Genomic DNA, 22,517 nt, shown 5'->3' on the forward strand with positions numbered 1-22,517 from the left:
GCCGCAGCCTAACCGCAGGGCGTGCCGTTCAGGCGGCGCGGATCTCGCCGGAGGGAGTGGCCGAGAAGAGCCAGGCTTCGGCTTCGACCACGGTCTGGAAGCAGCGCGCGTCGCGGCCCGACAGCGCGCGCGAGAGTTGGCTGCGCGCGAGCGTGGGGCCGATCACGAAGGCGAGGCGGCGCGAGCGATATTCGGGTGCGCCGAGCATCCGCTGGAACTCGGCGACGCTGTCCTGCGGCTGGATCTTCATGCCGCGCAGGTCATTGATCGTGAGATGCTGGTTGCGCGCGCAGTGCAGCCGGAGATGCGCCTTCCGCCGTTCCTCGAGGAAATCGGCGATGTCGGCGGGCGTGAAGAAGCCACTCATCGCGATCCGGACGAGATCGCGCTCGGGCTCCACGTCGATGGAAAACTCGGCGGACATAAAGCAGACCTTAGCCGATTCGTCCTTACGGAATCGTTGCTTGCCTCAGCCGACGCCTTCGAGCGCCTTTTGCCGGCGGCGCTGGACCGAGCTGCCGATTCCCATCGCCTCGCGATATTTGGCAACGGTGCGCCGCGCGATGTCGAACCCCTTTTCGCGCAGCATCTCGACCAGCGTATCGTCGGAGAGGATCGCCTTGGGATCCTCGGCCGCGATCAGGTTGCGGATCGCGCTCTTGACCGCCTCGGCCGAGACGGCCTCGCCCCCGTCGGCCGACTGGATCGCGCTGGTGAAGAAATATTTGAGCTCGAACAGCCCGCGCGCGCAGCTCAGATATTTGTTCGAGGTCACTCGGCTGACGGTCGATTCGTGCATGCCGATTTCCTCGGCGACCTGGCGCAGCGTCAGCGGGCGCAGGTGCGCGACTCCGCGCAGGAAGAATTCCTCCTGCTGCTTCACGATCTCGCCCGCGACCTTGACGATGGTGCGCTGGCGCTGGTCGAGCGCCTTGACCAGCCAGTTGGCGCTGGCAAGGCAGTCGGACAGCCAGGCGCGGCTGGCCTTGTCGCTCTTCGCGGTCGAGACCTCGGCATAATAGGCGCGGTTGACGAGCAGGCGCGGCAGCGTCGCCGCGTTGATCTCGACCGCCCAGCCGCCCGCCCGGCGCGCAACGAAGATGTCGGGGACCACGGCCTGCACCGGCTCGCCGCCGTAGCGGCAGCCGGGCTTGGGATCATAGTTGCGCAGCTCGCGGATCATGTCCGCCAGATCCTCGTCGTCGACGTCGCAGATGCGCTTCAAGCGCGCGAGATCGCCACGCGCGACGAGATCGAGATTGTCGAGCAGCCGCGCCATGCAGGGATCGTAGCGGTCCGCCTCCTTGGCCTGGAGCGCGAGGCATTCGGCGAGGTTGCGCGCGCCGACGCCGGTGGGATCGAAGGTCTGGATGATGCCGAGCACGCCCTCGACGCGCGCGAGCGGCACGCCCAGGCGATTGGCGATGTCGAGCAGCGGCACGGTGAGATAACCGCACTCGTCGATCTGATCGATCAGATGCTGGGCGATGAACAGGTCCGATCCCGCCACGCTCGCCCCGGCCTGGGCGAGCAGGTGATCGGTCAGGCTCAGGTCCGAGCTGCCGAGATTCTCGAAGTCGGGCCCGTCCTCCGAGCCGCCGCCGGAGCTGCCGCCATTGAGCCCCAGCCCGCCGTCGAGCGACCCGATCGCGTCGGTGGGGCTGTCGTGGTGGAAGGTCTCGGCGGTGAGATCGACATCGAGCGCCGCCTCGCCCGCGGCGGCGCCGGCTTCGAGCAGCTCGCTCGCGTCGGGGGGGCCGTCGCGCACGGCATCGAAGTCCGGCTCGGGTTCGGGCGTGGCAAGCTCGGGCGATTCCTCGCCACCCTGCGCCTCGAGCAGCGGGTTCTTCTCCAGCTCCTCGGCGATGAAGGTCTCGATTTCCAGGTTGGACAGCGCCAGCAGCTTGATCGCCTGCTGGAGCTGCGGCGTCATCACCAGCGATTGCGACTGCCGCAGGTCGAGGCGAGGCGCGAGACTCATCGGGCTAGAGCTCGAAACTCTCGCCGAGATAGAGGCGGCGGACATTCTCGTCGCGGACGAGATCGTCGGGCGACCCGGCGAAGAGCACGCGGCCGTCGTAGATGATGTAGCCGCGGTTCACGATGTCGAGCGTCTCGCGGACATTGTGATCGGTGATCAGCACGCCGATGCCGCGGTTCTTGAGGTCGCTGATCAGCTCTCGGATGTCGGAGATCGAGATCGGATCGATGCCGGCGAAGGGCTCGTCGAGCAGGATGATCGTGGGATCGGCCGCGAGCGCGCGGGCAATCTCGGCGCGGCGCCGCTCGCCGCCCGAGAGCGCCATCGACGGCGCGGCGCGCAGACGAGTGAGGCCGAATTCGTCGAGAAGCTTGTCGAGCCGGGCCTGGCGCGCGTTACGATCGGGCTCGGAGAGCTCGAGCACGGCCATGATGTTCTTCTCGACCGTGAGGCCGCGGAAGATCGACGTTTCCTGCGGGAGATAGCCGAGCCCCAGGATCGCGCGGCGATACATGGGCAGCTTGGTGATGTCCTCGCCGTCGAGCATGATTCGGCCCGAATCGGGCTTCACCAGCCCCATCACCGAATAGAAGCAGGTCGTCTTGCCCGCGCCGTTGGGGCCGAGCAGCCCCACCACTTCGCCGCGACCGACCGAGACCGACACGTCGGTGAGCACCACGCGCTTGTCATAGGATTTGGCGATCGAGACCACCGCAAGCCCCTGCTCCGGCAGCGGAGCCGGATCGGGAAGCGCGTGTTCGAGCGTGGCGACGTCGTTCATGGCAGGATCCTGCATGACTTGGCTTGGACGAGCCCGGTGGAGCGGACCGTTTGGCAGGATTCCTGCATGAGAATGGTCCGCGAGGGAAGGGGGCGTGCGGCAGTCCGTGGAAATCGGCTGCTTACTGACCTTCCCGCCGCGGGACAGAGAAGCGGCCGGTGACGCGTCCGCCCTGGTTCTGGACGCCCGGCGCGGCGGTGCCGCCGACTCCCGATCCGTCGATCGTCGCGCGGCCGGTGTCGAGGTCGATCGACAGCCGCCCGCCCGAGACGGTGTTCGCGCCCTGGCGCAGCGTGACGCCACCGACCATGGTGATCACGCGCCGGTTGAGGTCATAGACGGCATATTGCGAGCGCGCGCTCTGATCGGGGCGCGTGACCGTGACGCCGCCGGCCGCGTCGAGGCGCGAGACCTGGGGCGAGCCGTCGGTGATCTGACCGGTGTAGGAAACGGTCATCCGCGCGGCGGTGAGCGTCATCTCGGCCTGGGTGATCTTGACGTTGCCGGTCAGGATCACGCGATTCGCGCGGTCCTGCAGCTCGATATGGTCTGCGGCGAAGTCGATCGGCGCAGAGCTGTCATGGCGCGTCTGCGCATGGGCGGGGACCGACGCGGCTAGCGCCAGCGGGAACCCGAGCGGAAGCAAGGCAAGGCCGCGGATCATCATCGCCTATTTGCGCGCCCGGGCACGATCCGCAAGCGCGCATTGCCGTCGAGCGCCACGGTCCGGCGCTCAAGATCGGCGGAAAGTCGGTTGCCGCTGAAGGTCCCCATCGGCGTATTGCCGGTCACGGCGCCTCCGCTCTGCAGCTGGCGCGTGCGCAGATCGACCACCGCGTCGTGCGTGTTGAGTGTATAGCCGTCCGAGGTCTGGAAACGCAGCGGCCCCTCCACTGCGACCTTCTGGGTGTTCATGTCGTAGTGGCCGCGATCGGCGCGGAGCGTGGCGGGCCCCTCCTCCAGCTTGATCTCGGCCGAAAGGTCGTTGAGCTTGACCACCGGCTCGGTCGAGCTGCGCTGCACCGCCGATCCGGCGTGGAGGCGGAAGGGCCGGCCCTTGGCATCGACGCCGCGATACTCGGCGGCCTCGATCCGCAGCCGCTCGCTGGCCATGTCGACCTTGTTCTTGTCGAGCACGAAGCTCACGTCGCCGCCCATCATCAAGGGCGCGACGATCAGGAACGCGCCGAGCACCAAAATGCCGAGCGGCAGCAGGATCAGCGACAGCCGGACGAGACGATCGTGGCTGCTGCCGGGGTGCGCCCAGGACCGGCGCTGCGAGAGCAGGCGCACGGCAACCTCAGACAAGGCCCCTGCCCTCCCTATGGCCGCGCGGCTGGCGCATCGCTCGCTCAGATATGCGCAAAGATGTCCACCTCCGGCCAGCCTGCGAGGTCGAGCTCGGCGCGCCAGGGCAGGAAGTCGAAACAGGCTTGGGCGAGCGGCATGCGCCCTTCACGCTCGAGACGCCGGTCGAGTTCCATCTTCATCGCGTGGAGGAAGCGGACGTCGGACGCGGCATAGTCGCGCTGCGCATCGGAAAGCTCGGGCCCGCCCCAGTCCGACGACTGCTGCTGCTTGGAGATTTCCTGCCCCAGCAGCTCGCGCACCAGATCCTTGAGGCCGTGGCGGTCGGTGTAGGTGCGCACCAGTCGCGACGCCGTCTTGGTGCAATACACCGGCCCCGCGGTGACGCCGAGATAGAAGCGAATCGCCGCGAGATCGAATCGCGCATAGTGATAGAGCTTGAGCCGTTCGGGATCGGCGAGCACCGCGCGCAGGTTGGGCGCGTCATAGGCCGAACGCGGGCCGAAGCGGACGAGATGCTCGTCGCCCGAGCCGTCGGAAAGCTGCACCACGCACAGCCGGTCACGCATCGTCACCAGGCCCATGGTCTCGGTATCGACGGCGATCGACGCGCCCGGCGCGAACACGTCTTCGGGCAGATCTTCTTCGTGGAAATAGACGGTCATGCGCTCCGCCTAGCTCCGTTGGCCCTCAGGCTCAATCCGCCGGGGGGAGGAAATTGGCAGGAATCCGCGACCCATCGTGCCGAGCGGTCGGTCCGTCGCCGATTCAGTGCGCTTCGTCCCGCAGCCTAATTCAAGTCGGATTTTGTTCGCCCCCTGTCCAATTTTGGGCTATGACCGATTCCGTGGCGCTTATTTTTGTGCCCGAACACATGCGTTTTTCGTCCGGACGCTTGGGTTTGATTAGTTGTAGGGCGAGCCGGGAAGACGAACAGGGCATGAGTTTCGATAGAGGGCGCCGCGGCGAGCGCGGCGGGCGCGGCAGAGACAAGCGCGACAGCTTCGGCGACGATAATTTCTACGGCGGCGGCGGCGGCTTCGAAGACCGTGGTGGCTTCGGTGGCGGCGGCGGCCGTGGTGGTTTCGGCGGCGGTGACCGCTTCGGCGGCGGCGGCGGTGGCGGTGGCTATCGCGGCGGCGGCGGTGGTGGCGGCTTCGGCGGCGGTGGTGGCGGCGGCTTCGGCGGCGGCCGCGGCATGCCTCCCCAGGTCGTTGGCGAAGGTACTGGCGTCGTCAAATTCTTCAACGCGCAGAAGGGCTTCGGCTTTGTCGTGCGCGACGATGGCGGCGAGGATGTGTTCGTGCACATCTCGGCGGTCGAGCAGGCGGGCCTCACCGGCCTGGCCGAGGGCCAGCCGCTGGGCTTCACTCTCGTCGATCGCGGCGGCCGCATCTCGGCGACCGAGCTCAAGATCGAAGGCGAGCCGATGCCCGTCGAGGACCGCGGTCCGCCGCGCGATCGCGACGCAGGCCCGGGTGGCCCGCGCGGCGCCGGTGGCCCGCAGCGCCAGCTGACCGGCGAGAAGGCGACCGGAACGGTCAAGTTCTTCAACGCCATGAAAGGCTTCGGCTTCATCCAGCGCGACGACGGCCAGCCTGATGCCTTCGTGCACATCAGCGCCGTCGAGCGTGCCGGCATGCCGACGCTCAACGAAGGCGACCGGCTCGAGTTCGAGCTCGAGGTCGATCGTCGCGGCAAGTACGCGGCGGTGAACCTCCAGCCGGCGAGCTGAGCGGTTCGACCAGCGAATCAAGGAAGGGCCGGGCGGAAACGTCCGGCCCTTCTGCTTTTCACCGCGTGAGGATCAACGCAGCGCCGCCAAGGATGCCGAACACGGCCATGATTCGCCCCGGCGTGACGCGCTCGCCGAGGAACAGCGTCGCGATGACCAGCGCGGTCACCATGCCCGTCTCGCGCAGCGCTGCGAGCGGTGCCGTCGGCCCGAGCGCGAGGGCCCAGAGCGCCAAGCCATAGGTCAGGATCGACAGCGCGCCCGCCGCTACGCCCGGCCGCCACTGCTGCGCCCTCGCTGCGAAAATCGCCCCGCGCGACAGCAGCGCGAACATGGTGACGGTCGCCGCGCCCATCAGCACGAACATCCAGACGATATAGCCGAGCGGAGTCGGAGCGGCGCGAACGCCGTGCGCGTCGATAACGGTGTAGGCAGAGATGGTCACGCCGGTGACCAGCGCCCAGCCGAGTCCCGCGCGCGAGATGTGGCGGCCGAAGACGAGCACGAACATCGCCGCCCCGATCAGCGCAATTCCTGCCAGCTCGCGCGGGCTGGCCGGCTCGCCGAGCAGGCCAATCACCACCGCCGCGGTGACGAGCGGGGCCGTGCCTCGCAGAATCGGATAGGCTGCGGACAGATCGCTCGTCTGAAAGGCGCGGACCAGCGCATAGAGATAGGCGCAATGCACCAGCGCTGTGCCGGCGATCCAGGGCCAGGCGCCGTGCGGCGGCGGTACGAACAACGTGACCGGCAACAGGATGAGCGCGCTGGTCGCGTCGATCACCGCGCGGCCCGCCATCTTGTCCTTGCCGCCCTTGAGGATCGCGTTGACGACTGCGTGGATCGATCCCGAAGCGATCATCATCGCCGCCGGGAGCCAGGGTGCGTTCACGTCCGGCGACCCGACGGCCAGGGCCCAACACAGTCCGTGCTTCGCATCGAGCGAGACTAGGATCAGGTGACGAGCCTGCGCAATCCCGCGATCGTATCGGCCTCTGCCGCCGGCTTGTCCGTGCGGATTCGGCTGACGCGGGGGAAGCGCATCGCCAGGCCCGATTTGTGACGCCGCGATTCATGGATCGAATCGAACGCCACTTCGAGCACCAGCGCCTTCTCGACTTCGCGCACGGGGCCGAAGCGATTGACCGTGTGGTTGCGCACATAGCGGTCGAGCCATTTCAGCTCTTCGTCGGTGAAGCCAAAATAGGCCTTGCCGACGGGCAGCAGCTCGCCCTCCTCGGTCCAGCAGCCGAAAGTATAGTCCGAATAGAAGCTGCTGCGCTTGCCGTTGCCGCGCTGGGCATACATCAGCACGCAATCGGCGATCAGCGGATCGCGCTTCCATTTGTACCAGAGCCCTGCGCGCCGGCCGGCGACATAGGGCGAATCGCGGCGCTTGAGCATCACGCCCTCGATCGAGGCGTCGCGCGCGCCGGCGCGGATCTCCTCGAGCGCGTCGAAGTCGGCGGCGTCGATCACTGCCGACATGTCGAACCGCTCGGGATCGAGGCCGGTGGCGAATCGCTCGAGCCGCGCGCGGCGCTCGGTCCAGGCGAGCTGGCGCAGGTCCTCGCCGCCATCGAACAGGATGTCGTAGAGCCGGACGAAGGCGGGATAGTCGGCGAGCGTCCGGGCCGAGACCAGCTTGCGCCCGAGCCGCTGCTGGAGCGCATTGAAGCTAGCCGCCTCGCCGCCCTGGAACTCGCCCCTCACCAACAGCTCGCCGTCGAGCACGCCCTCGCGCGCGAATGCGGCGGCGACTTCGGGGAAGCTGTGGGTGATGTCGTCGCCGGCGCGGCTGTAGAGACGGGTCTGGCCCGCGATATGGACGAGCTGGACACGGATGCCGTCCCATTTCCATTCGGCGGCATAGTCCTGCAGGCTGACACGCTCCGCCTCGAGCGGATGCGCGAGCATGAAGGGGCGGAAGACGGGGACGTTGGCCGCCGTCGGCTGGCTGCCGCGCCCCTCGGCCCAGTCGAACAGCGCGGCATAGGGCGGCGCGAGGCCGTGCCACACTTCCTCCACCGCATCCACGTCGAGCCCGAAGGCCTGGGCGAGCGCAGTCTTTGCGAGCCGCGCCGACACTCCGACGCGCAGGCCGCCGGTGGCGAGCTTGAGTAGCGCGAATCGCTCGTCGGCGTCGAGCCGGTCGAGCATCGCTGCCAGCACGGCGGGCGCGTCCGAGCGCGAGAGATGCTGGAGCGTCTCGACGACCTGCGACAGGCTGAGCGGCGCGGGCTCCTCGTCGGGCTCGTGCCGCGCCGGCCAGAGCAAAGCGATCGCCTCGGCCGAATCGCCGACGAAATCGCGGCTGAGCGCGAAGAGCACGGGATCGACCCGTTCCTCGACCATCGCACGGATCAGCGCGGGCTTGACCGCGGGCAAGTCGAGCGTGCCGGTGAGCCCGGCCATCGCCCAGCCGCGGTCCGGATCGGGAGTCGCGCGCAGATAATCGCCGATCAGCTTGAGCTTGGCGTTGCGCGACCGCGTGTAGATCAGCCGATCGAGCAGGTCCGCAAAGGCGCGCATGCGCATCCAACGCATGGCCATGCCGATGCGCTCCCGTTACGAACATCGCATGGGGCGATTTTGGAAATGGGCAGCAGGGCTGGCGGGCGCAGCGCTGCTGTTCCTCGGCTGGGGCTATGCCAACATCCTGCGCGATCCGGTGATGCGGGAGACGCGCTTGGCTTATCGAGACTGGCCTGCGGGCGCGCGGCCCCTGCGTGTGGCGCTGATCGGCGACGTGCATGTGCAGGGCCCCGACATGCCGACCGAGCGCGTGGCTCGGCTGGCTGCCCTGCTCGCCAAGCATCGGCCCGATCTGATCCTGCTCGCCGGCGACTTCGTCGGCGATCGGAAGATCGGTATCCGGGACTTCAGCGACACGGAATCGCGTCGGCGCTGCGCCGCTTCTCGGCGCCGCTGGGCGTCTATGCGGTGCTGGGCAATCACGATCACTGGCGCGACGGGCCGTCGATGCGCCGAGCGCTCGAACAGGCGGGAATCCCGGTGCTCGACAACCATGCCGTCCGCGCGGGCGCTTTGACGCTGGTCGGAGTCGGCGACATCCACACAAGGAACGCCGATATCGCGGCCGCAGCGCGCGGCGCAGCGCGATTGCCCGGCCCACCCTGGTCTTCACGCACAGCCCCGACGTCGTGCCGGAACTGCCCGCGCGCTTCGGGCTCGTGCTCGCGGGCCATACGCATTGCGGCCAGATCGTGCTGCCGCTGGTCGGCGCGCTCGCCAGCGCCTCGCGCTTCGGCGAGCGTTATCGGTGCGGCATCGTTCGCGAGCCCGGCCGGATCACCATTGTGACGTCGGGGCTCGGCGCGAGCGTGCTTCCGCTGCGCTATGGCGCGCCGCCCGATTGGTGGATGCTCACGCTCGGCCCCATGGCGCGAGCAAGCGCACCGCGCTAGACTGCACGTCCGGCGTGCCGGGGGCGCGCCAGTTCCGGGGAGTTCGCATTCCAATGAAGATCGTGATTTCGACCGTCGTCGCGGTGGCTTGCCTGATGCCCGCGCTGGCCCAAGCCCAGACGGCGCCCGCGGCCTCCACCGCTACCGCTCCGGCCGCGGCCAAGTTCAACCTCGACACGCCTATCGAGACGCTCGCGGCCGATCCCAAGGCCAAGGCAGTGCTCGACGCCGACCTGCCGACCCTGATGAGCCATCCCTCCTACGAGGATTTCAAGATGCTCAGCCTGCACGCGGTGCAGCCCTTCTCGCAGGGCAAGCTGACCGACGCGCTGCTCAAGAAGGTTGAGACCGACCTGGCCGCAATCAAGTGACATGAAAAAGGGGCGGCGCCCGCCGGGCCCGCCCCTTGTACGAATTCGAGGGGCTCAGCCCTTGCGGCTGGCCTCGAACAGGAACCAGGCGCGTTCCTCGGCCTGGTCGGTCCAGTCGTCGACGATGCCGCTGGTGGCGTTGTCGCCGGCGTCTTCCGCCGCCTGCTTCACCACGCGGAAGCTCTCGACCAGCTTGAGATTGTCGTCGCGCAGCTCGCTCAGCATGTCGCCTGGCGCGACGAAATCGGCGTCGTTGTCCTTGAGCGTCTGCCGACGCGCGATGTCGCCGATCGAACGCAACGTCACATTGCCGGTCTTGCGCACGCGCTCCGCGATCAGGTCGGTGACGCCCAGGATCTGGGTCGCCTGATCGTCGAGCAGCAGGTGATAGTCGCGGAAATGCGGGCCCGAGACGTGCCAGTGGAAGTTCTTGGTCTTGAGGTAGAGCGCGTAGCAATCGGCGAGCGCGCTGTTGAGCGCATCGGCGACGCTGCGCGTGTCGTTGCGGTTGAGGTCCGTCGGTGTCTGCAGGGGCGCGGTTTTCTCTGCCATCTTTTCCTCCCGGGTGAATCGGTTCGTGGGCACAACGACCCCATATAGGTCCGGCTCCGCCTCTGCCCACCGGGATTCTGCCGATCAGCGCGATCGAAGAACCCGAATTGACGGGTACGGCGGCAGATCGGCGCCGCCGAGCCTTGACTTTTGGCCGGGACTCGCGCATCGGCCCGCGTCTGGCAGCGGTGCGCTTGCGCGTGCCGCTCTTTTCTTTTCGCACGATTCAAGGGTTTCGGGTCATGGCCAAGCCGACCACTGTCAAGATCAAGCTCGTCAGCTCGGCGGATACGGGCTTCTTCTATGTCACCAAGAAGAATCCGCGCACCCAGACCGAGAAGCTCAGCTTCCGCAAGTACGATCCGGTTGCGCGCAAGCACGTCGAGTTCAAGGAAGCGAAGATCAAGTAAGCGGCGCTTCGGCGGCGATTACTTCCCTGCCCCGGCAGGGACGCTTCTCATGAGCCCCGCGCCCCCTCAGGGCTGCGGGGCTTCTGCTGTGTCGTCGGGTGCCAGCGCGCGGACTTCCTCCATGAAGCGCGCCAGGCTGATCGGCTTGGAGACATAGGCATTGGCGCCCGCGGCGCGGATCCGCTCCTCGTCCTCGTGCCCGGCATAGGCAGTCACTGCCATGATCGGGATGGCGCTGAGACCAGGATCGGCCTTCATCTCGCGGATCAGCTCGAGCCCGGTGACGTGCGGCATCTGGATGTCCATCACGACAAGATCCGGCACGAATGCGCGCGCCTTCGCCACTGCCTCGCGCCCGTCGCTCACCGGCTCGGTGGCGAAGCCATGCGCGCGCAGCAGGTCGCAGAAGAGCTTGAGATTGAGTTCGTTGTCCTCGACAACGAGCACCCTTTTTGCCACGCGCATCATCCTGTTCTTCGGGGAATCCACTAGGCCATGCCCGCGCAAGAAACAAACGCCGAGGCGATCGGGCTCCGCGCGCTTGCGTGGACGCTCGGCGATTCGGCGCGCGCCAGCCGGCTGCTCGCGTTGACCGGGCTCGATCCGGCGGGGCTGCGCGCTCGGGCGGGCGAGCCGGCGCTCCTCGCCGCGACGCTCGGCTTCCTCGAATCCTACGAACCCGATTTGATCGCCTGCGCCGAGGCGATCGAGGAAAAGCCCGCGACGCTGGTCGCCGCGCGGCAGGAGCTGGAACGCGCGTGAAGCCATTGCTGATCACCGATTGCGACGAGGTGCTGCTCCACATGGTGCGGCATTTCGGCGTGTGGCTCGACGAGGCGCACGACATCGACTTCGCGCCCGACGGCGGCGATTTCGCCAATTCGATGCGCCGCCGCGGGGACGGCGCGCTGGTCGAGCCCGCGACGATGTGGGGGCTGCTCGACGGCTTCTTCCCTGCCGAGATGGCGCGCCAGACCTTGGTGCCGCATGCCCGCGAGGCGCTCCAGGCGCTGTCGCAAGTCGCCGAGATCGTCGTGCTCACCAATCTGGGCGACCATTGCCGCGAGCATCGTATCGCGCAGCTCGCCACGCACGGCATCGCGCATCGTGTCGAGTGCAACCAGGGCGGCAAGGGCGCGCCCGTCGCGCGGATCGCGGCCGAGTTCGGCAACCCGGTCACCGTGTTCGTCGACGACCTGCCCCAGCACCACGAGTCGGTCGCCCGCCACGCGCCGGAGGTCCACCGACTGCACATGGTCGCCGAGCCGAGCCTGGCGCCGCGCGTGCCGGCCGCGCCGCATGCGCATGCCCGCATCGACGACTGGCGCGACGCACGGGCCTGGATCGAAGCGCGCTTCGCCGAGGGGTTGACCGCCGCGCCCGCGAATGGTTGATCCGGGGGCATGACTGCCGCCATCGACGCGAAGCTGGCCGAGCTCGGCCTCACCCTCCCCGAAGCCGCCGCCCCGGTCGCGGCCTATGTGCCCGCGGTCGAAGCGGGCGGGCTGCTCCATGTCTCGGGCCAGCTGCCGTTCAAGGACGGCGCGCTGATGACCGGCCGGCTGGGCGAGGACCGCGAACTCGAGTTCGGCGCCGAGGCCGCGCAGCGCTGCGCCCTGATGCTCGTCGCGCAGATCAAGAAGGCGCTGGGCGGGGATCTCGGCCGAGTCGAGCGGATCGTGAAGCTGGGCGTGTTCGTCAATTCGGCCGCAGGCTTCACCGACCAGCCCAAGGTCGCCAACGGCGCCTCCGAGCTGATGCAGGCGCTGTTCGGCGAGGCCGGCCGCCACGCGCGCAGCGCAGTGGGCGTGCCCGCGCTGCCGCTCGGCGCAGCGGTCGAAGTCGACGCCATCGTGGCGGTGCGCCCGGCCTGAGGCTTCTGTTGCAGCGCAGCAACACAGCCGCCCGCATCGTCTCCCCGCCCGGCAAAAATGTTGTGCGGCCGGTCGCAATATTGCAATGATCTTGTGCCGGCCCAACGCTGCGCGTGCAGACGCGGCGACGATCGGCAGCAGGTGGGGACCCTTTGATATTGGATTGAAAGGGATTTCCATGCGCTTTTCGATGATCAGCCTCGGCGCGCTCATGCTCGCCACCGCCACGCCTGCGCTGGCGCAGGACGAGACCGAACCCGCCCCCGCAGTGACCGTCAACGGCAGCGCGGCCGTGGTCAGCGACTATCGCTTCCGCGGCATCTCGCAGACCGACGGCAATTTCGCGGTGCAGGGCGGCATCACCGTCAGCCACGAATCGGGCTTCTATGTCAGCGTCTGGGGGTCGTCGATCGACGACTATGTGACGATGCACGGCACGTCCAACCAGGAGATCGACCTGATCGCCGGGTTCAAGAAGAGCTTCGGCGGCGCGACGGTCGACGTCGGCGCGCTCTATTACGTCTATCCAGGCACGCGCGCGGCGGGCGACGACAGCGCGTCGGACTTCATCGAGCCCTATCTCGCCGTCTCCTATGCGCTGGGCCCGGTGACCGCCAAGGCGACCGCCGCCTATGCGCCCAAGCAGAAGGCGCTGGCGATCGACCAGGGCGCCACGGGCACGCTTCCCAAGGAAGACAATCTCTACCTGGCGGGCGACCTGTCGGCAACCATCCCCAACACGCCGATCGGCGTCACGGCGCACCTCGGCCACACCTTCGGCCCGAGCTGGTTGTCGGGCCCGACCGACGAATACACCGACTGGTCGCTGGGCGCGACCTACACCTGGAAGGCGCTGACGCTCGGCGTGCAATATGTCGACACCGACACCTTCTTCATCACCCCCAGCGGCAAGGACGCCGCCGAGGGTGGCATCGTCGGATCGCTCACCGTCAGCTTCTGATCGCAAGGGGCAAAAGAAAAGGGCGCGCAGGTCAGCCTGCGCGCCCTTTTGCTTGTCCGCTCGGGGAGCGGCTTATTGCTGCGGCGTGCTCGCGCGCGCGTCCTTGCCGTCGCCCTCGGGAGCCGCGACGATGTCGCGCGTGGTCTGGCCCTTGTCGACGACATTGGTCGTCGGGCTGCCGACGGTGCTGCGCGCGCCGATATCGGCGCTCGTGCGGCCGGCGGCGTTGAGCGCGGCATTCTCCGAGGCGCTGCGCGCCTGCGAGCCGCCGAACAGCGCGTCGAGCGTCTGTTGCTGGGTATTGTTGTCCTGGCGCACGGTGCCGGCCTGCGGCGGGACCAGCGAGAAATCGGGCGGGATCACCAGCGGCGCCTGGCGCGCGACGGCGAATTCGTCCGGACGGGCGCGGTTGTAGCCGTTCTTCCCGCACGCGGAGAGCGACCCGGCGAGCGCGATGCCGGCCGCGATGACGATGAGCTTACGCATTGACTTCATTCTCCACAGCAGCCGACGGCGCAGCCGGCTTATCGCGCACGAACAGCGCGCGGATCAACAGGACCACCACGCCGATGGTAATCGCCGCATCGGCGACATTGAAGACCAAAAAGGGACGCCACGTCCCGAAATGAAGGTCGGCGAAATCGACGACATAGCCGAACCGGGTACGGTCGAGGATGTTGCCCAGCGCTCCCCCGAGCACGAGCCCGAGCGCCGCCAATTCGGGCAGCTTGCGCTCCTTCATCATCCACCACAGCACGCCCGCGGCGATCGCGCCGGTGAGCGCGACCAGCGACCAGCGCATCGCCTCCCCGCTCGCCGGCAGCAGCCCCAGCGACACGCCGACGTTCTGGACGAAGCGCAGGTCGAAGATCGGCAGCACCTCCACCGCGGCGCCCGGCACGTTGAGCCCGAGCGGCCCGGTCACATAATATTTGGTGAACTGATCGAGCAGGAACACCAGCACGGCCACGCCCAGGCCGATCATTCGCGTCTTGTTCATTCGCCGACAACCCCCGCACACCGGTCGCACAGCGCGCCGTCCGTCACAACCTCAGGAAGATGCCGCCAGCAGCGGCCGCATTTGTGGCGCCCGGTGGGCGTCACGGTGACGCTTTCGCCCGGCGCGACTGACGAGACGATGAACAGCTCGGCCAGATCGTCGCCGCCAAGCGGCAGATCGGGCACGGTCACCTCTGCCTCCAGGCTCGATCGCACCTTCTTCTCGCGGCGATAGGGCTCGATCGCCTCGGTCACCTGCTGGCGCAGCGCGCGGACGGCCTCCCAATCGGCGGCGAGCGTGTCGCCCAGCGCGGGCAGCTCGGGCCATTCGAGCAGATGGACCGACCCGTCCTCGCTCGGATAGCGCGCCTGCCACACTTCCTCGGCAGTGAAGGCGAGGATCGGCGCCGCATAGCGGACCAGCGCATGGAACAGCAGGTCGAGCACCGTGCGATAGGCGCGCCGCTTCGGATCCGAGGGCGCATCGCAATAGAGGCAGTCCTTGCGGATATCGAAGAAGAAGGCCGACAGGTCCTCGTTCGCGAAATCGGTGAGCGCTCTGGAGTAGCGATTGAACTCGAACGCCTCCGCCGCGGCGCGCAGCTCCACGTCGAGCTGGGCGAGCTTGTGGAGGATGTAGCGCTCCAGCTCGGGCATCTCGGCGACCGGCAGCTTCTCGGCATCGCTGAAGCCGTCCAAGGCACCCAGCAGGTAGCGGAAGGTGTTGCGCAGCTTGCGGTAGGTGTCGCCGGTGCCGGCGAGCACTTCCTTGCCGATGCGCACGTCCTCGAAATAGTCGGTCTGCGCGACCCAGAGGCGCAGGATGTCGGCGCCGCTCTCGCCGATCACCTTGAGCGGATCGACGACGTTGCCGAGCGACTTGGACATTTTCCGACCGTTGCCGTCGAGCGCGAAGCCGTGGGTGAGCACCGCGTCATAGGGCGCGCGGCCGCGCGTGCCCGAGGCTTCGAGCAGCGACGACTGGAACCAGCCGCGATGCTGATCCGAGCCTTCGAGGTACAGGTCGGCGCGGACGCCCTCGCCATAGCGCGCCTCGATCACGAAGGCGTAGGTCGAGCCCGAATCGAACCAGACGTCGAGGATGTCGGTGACGACCTCATAGTCCTCGAGCCTGTAGTCAGAGCCGAGCAGCGCCTGGTGATCGGCCTGGAACCAGGCATCGGCGCCGCCCGCGCGGAAGGCGTCGAGGATGCGCGCATTGACCGCCGGGTCGCGCAGATACTCGCCGGTCTGGCGATGGACATAGAGCGCGATCGGCACGCCCCAGGCGCGCTGGCGGCTGATCACCCAGTCGGGGCGCCCCTCGACCATCGATCGGATGCGGTTGATCGAGCGCTCGGGCACCCAGCGGGTGTGCTCGATCGAGTTCAGCGCGAGCTCGCGGAGCGTGGGGGCGTTGGAGCGGCTCTTAAGCCCCTCCCCTTCAGGGGAAGGGGAAGGGGTGGGGGACGTCTCACCGAGGTCAGCATCTGCGGCACTGCCCCACCCCAACCCCTCCCCTGAAGGGGAGGGGCTTGAAGTGGCGCGATCCATCGGAATGAACCACTGCGGCGTGCAGCGGAAGATGATCTTGGCCTTGCTCCGCCACGAGTGCGGATAGCTGTGCGCGAAGTCGTCCGACGCGGCGAGCAACGCGCCGGCTTCACGCAGGTCCGAGCAGATCGGCCCGTCCGAGGCAGTGAACTTCTTGTTGATCACCGAACCCTGGCCGCCGAGCCATGCCCAATCGGGCCGGTACATGCCCGCGGTGTCGACTGCGAACACCGGATCGATGCCGTGCGCCTTGCAGAGCAGGAAGTCGTCCTCGCCATGATCGGGCGCCATATGGACCAGGCCGGTGCCGGCATCGGTGGTGACGAAGTCGCCGGCCAGGAAAGGGCGCGGCTTGTCGAAGAAGCCGCCGAGATGGTGCATCGGGTGCCGGGCTACCGTGCCGGCGAGGTCCGCGCCGTTATAGGTCCCGAGGACCTGATAGCTGGTGAACCCAACGCGCTTCTTGAACGCCTCGATCAAAGGCCCAGCAACAACGATTGTTTTGTTGCCGACAGCCTCGGAGTTTTCCCAAGCCTTATCCGAGAGGCTCCGGTCGTAGCTAGGATGGAGGTGGACGTACTCAACCTCTGGCCCATAAGCCAAAGCCTGGTTCACCGGGATCGTCCACGGCGTGGTGGTCCATATCACCGCATGCGCGCCGACCAGCTCGGGTGCGTTCGGCGCCTCGACAATCTCGAACGCGACGTCGATCTGGGTCGAGACGACATCCTCATATTCGACTTCGGCCTCGGCGAGCGCGGTCTTCTCGACCGGCGACCACATCACCGGCTTGGCGCCGCGGTAGAGCTGGCCGCTCTCGGCGAACTTCAGAAGCTCGCCGGCGATCGTCGCCTCGGCCTCGAACTTCATGGTGAGATAGGGATCGTCCCAATCGCCCATGACGCCCAGCCGCTCGAACTGCGCGCGCTGCACCGCCACCCATTTCTCGGCATAGGCGCGGCATTCGGCGCGGAAGGCGACGGGATCGACTTCGTCCTTGTTGAGCTTCTTGGCGCGATACGCCTCCTCGACCTTCCACTCGATCGGCAGGCCGTGGCAGTCCCAGCCGGGCACGTAGGGCGCATCCTTGCCCATCAGGCTCTGTGAGCGGACGACGATGTCCTTCAGGATCTTGTTCATCGCATGGCCCATGTGAATGTCGCCATTCGCATAGGGAGGGCCATCGTGGAGCAGGAAGCGGGTGCGTCCGGCGCGCTCCTTGCGGAGCCGCTCGTAGAGGCCGATCTTCGCCCAATGTTCGAGGATCGCCGGTTCCTTCTGGGCAAGGCCGGCCTTCATGGGGAAATCGGTCTTCGGCAGGAAGACGGTGTCGCGATAGTCGCGCTGGGTGTCGGGTGCGTCGCTCATGAGTGCGCGGGGATTAGCGGGTGCGCGAGCCCGAGTCATCCCTTGCGCGCAGCGCTGTTCCAGATTCACGCGGAGGCGCGGAGGCGCGGAGATTTTTGTTCGCGCAGAGGCGCAGAGAACGCAGAGATGCCAGTCTCCGCGTCAGCGGCAGAAATCTTCGCGAAGCTTGATCCAATCCGTCGTGGCGACGGATGACCTCCAAGCCGGATACAATCTCTGCGCGCTCTGCGCCTCTGCGCGAAACTCTCTTTCTTCGTGCCTGCACGCCTTTGCGTGAATCAAATGGCGAGCGCCGCTCGCGCGGCGATAGCGTCGCGGTCCATCTGCACCATCAGCGCGTCGAGCGAATCGAACTTCGCCTCGGGGCGGAGATAGTCGATCAGCGCCACTTCGACCGTCTGGCCGTAGAGATCGCCCGAGAAGTCGAAGAAATAGGTTTCGAGCAGCTCGCGCGGCGGATCGAACATCGGGCGGACGCCCAGGTTCGCGACGCCGCCCAGCAAGCGCCCGTGGGCCAGCCGGCCGCGCACTGCGTAGATGCCGTAGGCAGGGCGCAGATAATTGGCGAGCGTCATGTTGGCGGTGGGAAAACCCAGCTCGCGCCCGCGCCGGTCGCCGCCCTCGATTACGCCCTCGATCGCGAAGGGCCGCGTGAGCAGCGCCGCCGCCTCGCGCGGGCGGCCTTCGCGCAGATGCGCGCGGATGCGCGTCGAGGATACGGTCTCGCCCCCGAGCATCACCGGCGGCACGACTTCGGCCGAAAAGCCCAGCTCCGCGCCGAGCGCGGCAAGTGCGGCGACATCGCCCTCACGGCCCTTGCCGAAGGTGAAGTCGTCGCCCGTCACCACCCCCGCCGCGCCGATAAGCCGGACGAGCTGCTGCTCGGCAAAGCCGCGCGCGCCGAGGCCCGCGAGGTCGGCATCGAAGCGGAAGACGAACATCGCGTCGGCGCCCGCCTCGGCGAACAGCCGCTCGCGCTGGTCGAGCGTGGTCAGGCGGAAATGCTCGGCCTGGGGCTGGAAGAAGCGTCGCGGGTGCGGATCGAAGGTGGCGACGATCGCCGGCCGTCCCTCGGCCCGCGCACGCGCCACCGCGCGGCCCACCACTGCCTGGTGGCCGAGATGGAATCCGTCGAAATTGCCGAGCGCGACGATGCCGCCGCGCAGCGCGGCCGGAACCCCCGAGCCGCTGTCCAGCCGCTCCATGGCCTGCGCTATAGGAGCGGGGGAGAAGTGGGGAAAGCCCCCTAGCCCTTCTTACGGCGGCTCTTGAAGGGAAGGACCTCTCCGCTGCGGTGGCGCACGGTGACGAGATCGTTGAGCGCGCGGACCAGCTGGTCCTGGCGGAAGGGCTTGGCGAGGCGGGGAAGGTCCGCGGCGCCTCCGGCGGGAAGCTCGGCATAGCCCGAGACGAGCAGCACGGGCAGGTCGGGCCAGCCGGCCTGCACCGCCTCGGCGAGCTGGATGCCGTTCATCGCCGGCATCGCCACGTCGGTGACGAGCACGTCGACGAGGCCTTCGCCCAGCAGCTGGAGTGCCTGCCTTCCCGAGGTGGCCTGGACGACGCGGTGCCCCGCGTCCTCCAGCATCGCCGCGGTGTTGGTGAGGACGAGCGGATCGTCGTCCACCGCCAGCACCGAAAGGTGATCGGTGGCGGCGACGGGGGCTTCTTCCTTGGCAGTATCGGGCTGGGGGGCAGTCTCGTCCTCCGACACCGGAAGCCAGAGCTCGGCGACCGTGCCTTCGCCCGGGTGGCTGCGCAGCACCAGCCTGCCGCCGCACTGCTCGACGAAGCCGTGCACCATCGACAGGCCGAGCCCGGTGCCCTTGCCCACGCCCTTGGTGGTGAAGAAGGGCTCCATCGCACGCTCGAGCGTCTCTTGGTCCATACCCTCGCCCGTGTCGGCGATGCTGAGGCAGACATAATCGCCCGCCTTGAGCCCGGGCCCGCCCGCGAGATGCTCCTCGCGCGCGGCGATCACCAGCCGTCCGCCCTCGGGCATGGCGTCGCGCGCGTTGACCGCGATATTGAGCAGCGCGAGCTCGAGCTGCGCCGGATCGGCACGGATCGGGCGGAGCATGAGCGGAAACTGGGTGTCGATGCGTATTCCGGGACCGATCGTGCGCTGGAGCAGCTCGGCCATGCCGCGGACCAGCGCGGCGGGATCGACCGTCTCGAGCTTGAGTTCCTGCCGCCGCGCGAAGGCGAGCATCCGCTGGGTGAGCGTGGCCCCGCGCTCGGCCGCCTGCATCGCATTGTCGATGAAGCGCGAGACATCGCCGCCGTCGGCGAGCTTGCGCCGCGCAAGGTCGAGGCTGCCGACGATCGCGGCGAGCAGGTTGTTGAAGTCATGCGCGACGCCGCCGGTGAGCTTGCCCACCGCTTCCATCTTCTGCGCCTGGAAAAAGGCCTCTTGCGCCTGCTCGAGCGCGATCTGCGCCTGGCGGCGCTCGGTCAGGTCGCGCGTGATCTTGGCGAAGCCGATCAGCGTGCCCGACGAATCGCGCACCGGGTCGATCACCGCGCTCGCCCAGAAGCGCGTGCCGTCCTTGCGCACGCGCCAGCCCTCGGCCTCGAACCGGCCGTCGTTGCGGGCATGGTCGAGCGCGCGCGCGGGCTGGCCCTCGGCGCGGTCCTCGTCGGTGTAGAAGCGCGAGAAATGCTCGCCGATGATCTCATGGGCGGCATAGCCCTTGAACCGCTCGGCGCCGGCGTTCCAGCTCACCACATGGCCGCCGAGGTCGAGCATGTAGATGGCATAGTCGGTAACGCTCTGGACGAGCAGGCGGAAGCGCTCCTCGCTGCGCCGAAGCGCCTCCTCGGTCTCGCGGTGATCGCTCCGGTCGCGCGTCACCTTGGCGAAGCCGATCAGCGCGCCGTCCGGGTCGCGGATCGGGTCGATCACGACATTGGCCCAGAAGCGCGTGCCGTCCTTGCGCACGCGCCAGCCCTCGGCCTCGAACCGGCCCTCGGTCTCGGCGGTGCGCAGCGCCAGCGCGGGGATGCCGCGCGCGCGGTCTTCCTCGGTGTAGAAGCGCGAGAAATGCTGGCCGATGATCTCGTCGGGCGTATAGCCCTTGAACCGCTCGGCGCCGGGGTTCCAGCTCGCGACCACGCCGTCGCGATCGAGCATGTAGATGGCGTAGTCGGTCACGCTCTGGACGAGCAGCTCGATCCGGTTCGTTTCCATGTCCGTGGCAAGGCAGTTATTCGACATCCGGTCCCCGCGGGACCGTAGATACGCCCCGACTTCAGCGCATAACGGCCCTGCCCCGGGATCGTTCCGACCGTAACTGTCCTAGAACGGGAGCCAGCGCTGCTTCTCGCTGAACTTCATGTACCCGGCATTGACTCCGAGCCGCCAGCCGACGCCCATGCGCACCGGGATCAGCACCACGTCGCCGCGGCGCAGATAGCTCGCCGAGAAGCCGCCGACGAAATAGACGCGGCCCTCGCCCTGCGGGAAGCGCTTGTAGAGCTCCTGGCTGTCGTAGAGGTTATAGACGAGCACGAACACCTTGTTGGCGTCGCCGCCGATGTCGAAGCCGATCGACGGGCCGGTCCAATAGACCTTCCGCTGGCCCTCGACCTTGTGGAACAGCTCGCCCGATCCGTAACGCAGCCCGACGCCGATCGCGCCCGAGGCCTCCCGCCCGGCGATATAGGCATTGGGCTCGCCCTGTTCCTTGAGGATGTCCTCGAGCAGGCCGGCGAGACCCGAGGCGCCCTTGCCGAACACGCCCTCGGCCGCGCCGATCAGGTCGTCCTTCTGGAAAGTGCCAGTGGCCTGCGAGCGCGCGCCTGCCGCCGGGGCAGCCGGATGCTGCTGCGGCGAGACCGGCTGCGGGTCGACCGGCGCCGGTGACGGCGTACTCTGCTGATAGGGACCCTGGTCGACCTGGGGGGCGTCCTGCGTCGCCGGCGCGGGCGTGTTCAGGTCCGAATCGATCGCGGTGTTGGGATCGATGGTAGTGATCTGGGCGGCCGCGGGAAGCGCGCCGAGACCCAGTACGACCGCAGCAGCCCACCCCATCCAGTCACGCGCGCGCATCGATATAAGCCCCACCCCAGAACAAAAAGGCAGGACAGCCTAGGCTTTCCGGGCTTTCGCTGCAATGAACGGGCGGCAGGACGAGTCGATTTCACGCTCGTCAGCTTGCCCGTTGATCCCTGTCGAAGCCGCCGCTATAGGCCGCGGCTCGGGCCCTTTTCCGGAGACGTGGGTGAGTGGCTGAAACCAGCGGTTTGCTAAACCGCCGTACGGGGATTACTCGTACCGAGGGTTCGAATCCCTCCGTCTCCGCCACCGCCCGCCAGCCGGGAGCCCGATGACCGCAGCCCCGCCCCAGACCCAGCCGTCGATCCGCAAGCGCCGCCGCCCGCCGCGTCCGCGTTCGCTTCGGCTGCACGGCACGGTGGCGCGCGCGCTGGGCATTCGAATCGTCTCCGGCGCGCTCAAGCCTGGGGAGATCCTCGAAGGCGAGATCGCGGCGAGCGAGCAGTTCAAGGTCTCGCGCACGGCCTATCGCGAGGCGATCCGCATCCTCGCCGCCAAGGGGCTGGTCCATTCGCGCCCCAAGATCGGCACCCAGGTCTCGCCGCGGCGCGAATGGCACCTGCTCGACCCCGATGTGCTCGCCTGGATCTTCGAGGGCGACCCCGACGAAGAGCTGATCGCGCATCTTTTCGAGCTGCGTCGGATCGTCGAGCCCGATGCGGCGCGGCTTGCGGCGATCCGCCGCAGCGACGAGCAGCTCGCGCGGATGAAGGCGGGGCTGGAAGGCGTCGCGCAACACGGCTTCGCGTCCGAGGTCGGGCGGCGCTGCGACGAGCAGTTCCACTCGGCGCTGCTCGAGGCCTCGGGCAACGACTTCGTCATCTCGCTGACCAGCGGCGTTGCCGCGGCGATCGCCATCACCACGGCGTTCAAGCAGCATCGCCTGCCCGCGCCGCACGACGCGCTGCCGGTTCACCTCAACGTGCTCGCGGCGATCGAGGCCGGGGATCCGCAGGGGGCACACGACGCGATGGCGCGGCTCGTCGAGCGCGGGCTGACCGACACGATGGAGGCACGCGACCCCGGCGCCCGCGCGGCGATCCGGGCGGTTTGCTGCTGAAGCGCATTGCACGGTTGAACCGGGAGCCCCGCGCTCCTAAGTCCGCCGACTAATGTTACCGTTAACTTCCATCGAGAA

The 22,517-nt window shown here is 67.9% G+C and carries 26 protein-coding genes and 1 tRNA gene; 11 read left to right on the forward strand and 16 right to left on the reverse strand.

Features of this window, described 5'->3' with window-relative positions:
• Positions 1-28 precede the first annotated feature (28 nt).
• The 6 genes from J7500_RS03500 to J7500_RS03525 form a co-directional block, all read right to left on the reverse strand.
• On the reverse strand, positions 29-424 hold the full coding sequence (locus J7500_RS03500) for a hypothetical protein (RefSeq protein WP_294060042.1): 396 nt from the start codon (positions 422-424) through the stop codon (positions 29-31).
• A 45-nt stretch (positions 425-469) separates the two neighbouring features.
• A complete protein-coding gene (gene rpoN / locus J7500_RS03505; protein ID WP_294060044.1) occupies positions 470-1,981 on the reverse strand; it encodes an RNA polymerase factor sigma-54 in 1,512 nt (503 codons plus the stop codon).
• A gap of 4 nt (positions 1,982-1,985) precedes the next feature.
• Positions 1,986-2,762, reverse strand: a complete 777-nt coding sequence (gene lptB, locus J7500_RS03510) for an LPS export ABC transporter ATP-binding protein (protein WP_294060045.1) — start codon at positions 2,760-2,762, stop codon at positions 1,986-1,988.
• A gap of 121 nt (positions 2,763-2,883) precedes the next feature.
• Positions 2,884-3,426 (reverse strand): LptA/OstA family protein, encoded by a 543-nt coding sequence (locus J7500_RS03515; RefSeq protein ID WP_294060047.1) that lies wholly within the window; start codon positions 3,424-3,426, stop codon positions 2,884-2,886.
• Positions 3,426-4,070, reverse strand: coding sequence for an LPS export ABC transporter periplasmic protein LptC (gene lptC, locus J7500_RS03520; protein WP_294060048.1), 645 nt, complete (start codon positions 4,068-4,070; stop codon positions 3,426-3,428). The genes J7500_RS03515 and lptC overlap by 1 nt, the downstream gene beginning before the upstream one ends.
• Positions 4,071-4,114: 44 nt before the next feature.
• A complete protein-coding gene (locus J7500_RS03525) occupies positions 4,115-4,735 on the reverse strand; it encodes a ribonuclease D (RefSeq protein WP_294060049.1) in 621 nt (206 codons plus the stop codon).
• A gap of 275 nt (positions 4,736-5,010) precedes the next feature.
• On the opposite strand from J7500_RS03525, the gene J7500_RS03530 reads away from it, so the two are divergent.
• A complete protein-coding gene (locus tag J7500_RS03530) occupies positions 5,011-5,805 on the forward strand; it encodes a cold-shock protein (RefSeq protein WP_294060051.1) in 795 nt (264 codons plus the stop codon).
• 58 nt (positions 5,806-5,863) lie between these two features.
• On the opposite strand, the gene J7500_RS03535 is transcribed toward J7500_RS03530, so the two are convergent.
• Both J7500_RS03535 and J7500_RS03540 read right to left on the reverse strand, forming a co-directional pair.
• Entirely contained in the window at positions 5,864-6,697 is an 834-nt protein-coding gene (locus J7500_RS03535; protein ID WP_294060052.1) for a DMT family transporter, read from the reverse strand.
• A gap of 62 nt (positions 6,698-6,759) precedes the next feature.
• Positions 6,760-8,337 (reverse strand): cisplatin damage response ATP-dependent DNA ligase, encoded by a 1,578-nt coding sequence (locus J7500_RS03540; RefSeq protein WP_294060676.1) that lies wholly within the window; start codon positions 8,335-8,337, stop codon positions 6,760-6,762.
• On the opposite strand from J7500_RS03540, the gene J7500_RS03545 reads away from it, so the two are divergent.
• The 3 genes from J7500_RS03545 (at position 8,336) to J7500_RS03555 (ending at position 9,604) form a co-directional block, all read left to right on the forward strand.
• Positions 8,336-8,857 (forward strand): metallophosphoesterase, encoded by a 522-nt coding sequence (locus J7500_RS03545; protein WP_294060053.1) that lies wholly within the window; start codon positions 8,336-8,338, stop codon positions 8,855-8,857. The genes J7500_RS03540 and J7500_RS03545 overlap by 2 nt on opposite strands.
• A gap of 112 nt (positions 8,858-8,969) precedes the next feature.
• Entirely contained in the window at positions 8,970-9,233 is a 264-nt protein-coding gene (locus tag J7500_RS03550; protein ID WP_294060054.1) for a hypothetical protein, read from the forward strand.
• 53 nt (positions 9,234-9,286) lie between these two features.
• The gene (locus tag J7500_RS03555; RefSeq protein WP_294060055.1) at positions 9,287-9,604 is read left to right on the forward strand and encodes a hypothetical protein; all 318 of its coding nucleotides are present in this window, start codon (positions 9,287-9,289) and stop codon (positions 9,602-9,604) included.
• A 54-nt stretch (positions 9,605-9,658) separates the two neighbouring features.
• Here J7500_RS03555 and J7500_RS03560 read toward each other — a convergent pair whose 3' ends face one another.
• Positions 9,659-10,156: a DNA starvation/stationary phase protection protein gene (locus J7500_RS03560; RefSeq protein WP_294060056.1), complete on the reverse strand. Its 498-nt coding sequence runs from the start codon at positions 10,154-10,156 to the stop codon at positions 9,659-9,661.
• Positions 10,157-10,398: 242 nt separating this feature from the next.
• On the opposite strand from J7500_RS03560, the gene rpmG reads away from it, so the two are divergent.
• Positions 10,399-10,566 (forward strand): 50S ribosomal protein L33, encoded by a 168-nt coding sequence (rpmG, locus tag J7500_RS03565; protein WP_046348982.1) that lies wholly within the window; start codon positions 10,399-10,401, stop codon positions 10,564-10,566.
• Positions 10,567-10,632: 66 nt separating this feature from the next.
• Here rpmG and J7500_RS03570 read toward each other — a convergent pair whose 3' ends face one another.
• Positions 10,633-11,025, reverse strand: a complete 393-nt coding sequence (locus J7500_RS03570; protein ID WP_294060058.1) for a response regulator — start codon at positions 11,023-11,025, stop codon at positions 10,633-10,635.
• Between the two features lie 36 nt (positions 11,026-11,061).
• Between J7500_RS03570 and J7500_RS03575 the strand changes: the two genes are divergently transcribed.
• The 4 genes from J7500_RS03575 to J7500_RS03590 all read left to right on the forward strand — a co-directional run bounded on the left by J7500_RS03575 (position 11,062) and on the right by J7500_RS03590 (position 13,401).
• Positions 11,062-11,328 carry a DUF3572 domain-containing protein gene (locus J7500_RS03575; protein WP_294060059.1) on the forward strand — a complete coding sequence of 89 codons (267 nt, stop codon included), beginning with the start codon at positions 11,062-11,064 and terminating at the stop codon, positions 11,326-11,328.
• Positions 11,325-11,960: an HAD family hydrolase gene (locus tag J7500_RS03580; protein WP_294060061.1), complete on the forward strand. Its 636-nt coding sequence runs from the start codon at positions 11,325-11,327 to the stop codon at positions 11,958-11,960. The genes J7500_RS03575 and J7500_RS03580 overlap by 4 nt, the downstream gene beginning before the upstream one ends.
• 9 nt (positions 11,961-11,969) lie before the next feature.
• Positions 11,970-12,440 (forward strand): RidA family protein, encoded by a 471-nt coding sequence (locus tag J7500_RS03585; protein ID WP_294060063.1) that lies wholly within the window; start codon positions 11,970-11,972, stop codon positions 12,438-12,440.
• Between the two features lie 178 nt (positions 12,441-12,618).
• Positions 12,619-13,401, forward strand: coding sequence for a TorF family putative porin (locus J7500_RS03590; protein WP_294060065.1), 783 nt, complete (start codon positions 12,619-12,621; stop codon positions 13,399-13,401).
• Between the two features lie 72 nt (positions 13,402-13,473).
• Here the strand turns inward: J7500_RS03590 and J7500_RS03595 are convergent, their stop codons facing one another.
• The 6 genes from J7500_RS03595 to J7500_RS03620 form a co-directional block, all read right to left on the reverse strand.
• Positions 13,474-13,887: a DUF3035 domain-containing protein gene (locus J7500_RS03595; protein WP_294060066.1), complete on the reverse strand. Its 414-nt coding sequence runs from the start codon at positions 13,885-13,887 to the stop codon at positions 13,474-13,476.
• Positions 13,880-14,401: a signal peptidase II gene (gene lspA, locus J7500_RS03600; protein WP_294060068.1), complete on the reverse strand. Its 522-nt coding sequence runs from the start codon at positions 14,399-14,401 to the stop codon at positions 13,880-13,882. Before lspA ends, J7500_RS03595 begins: the two co-directional genes overlap by 8 nt.
• A complete protein-coding gene (gene ileS / locus J7500_RS03605; RefSeq protein WP_294060069.1) occupies positions 14,398-17,322 on the reverse strand; it encodes an isoleucine--tRNA ligase in 2,925 nt (974 codons plus the stop codon). The genes lspA and ileS overlap by 4 nt, the downstream gene beginning before the upstream one ends.
• Positions 17,323-17,600: 278 nt before the next feature.
• Complete coding sequence (locus J7500_RS03610) at positions 17,601-18,527, reverse strand: bifunctional riboflavin kinase/FAD synthetase (protein WP_294060071.1); 927 nt, start codon at positions 18,525-18,527, stop codon at positions 17,601-17,603.
• 41 nt (positions 18,528-18,568) lie between these two features.
• Positions 18,569-20,539, reverse strand: a complete 1,971-nt coding sequence (locus tag J7500_RS03615) for a PAS domain-containing sensor histidine kinase (protein WP_294060072.1) — start codon at positions 20,537-20,539, stop codon at positions 18,569-18,571.
• A gap of 81 nt (positions 20,540-20,620) precedes the next feature.
• On the reverse strand, positions 20,621-21,373 hold the full coding sequence (locus J7500_RS03620) for an EipA family protein (protein ID WP_294060073.1): 753 nt from the start codon (positions 21,371-21,373) through the stop codon (positions 20,621-20,623).
• A 162-nt stretch (positions 21,374-21,535) separates the two neighbouring features.
• Here J7500_RS03620 and J7500_RS03625 point away from each other — a divergent pair.
• Together J7500_RS03625 and J7500_RS03630 are read left to right on the forward strand one after the other, a co-directional pair.
• Positions 21,536-21,628, forward strand: a tRNA-Ser gene (locus J7500_RS03625).
• A gap of 22 nt (positions 21,629-21,650) precedes the next feature.
• A complete protein-coding gene (locus tag J7500_RS03630) occupies positions 21,651-22,439 on the forward strand; it encodes a FadR/GntR family transcriptional regulator (protein ID WP_294060074.1) in 789 nt (262 codons plus the stop codon).
• Positions 22,440-22,517 lie beyond the last annotated feature (78 nt).

The sequence above is a fragment of the Sphingomonas sp. genome, from assembly GCF_017744835.1.
GTDB lineage: Bacteria > Pseudomonadota > Alphaproteobacteria > Sphingomonadales > Sphingomonadaceae > Sphingomonas.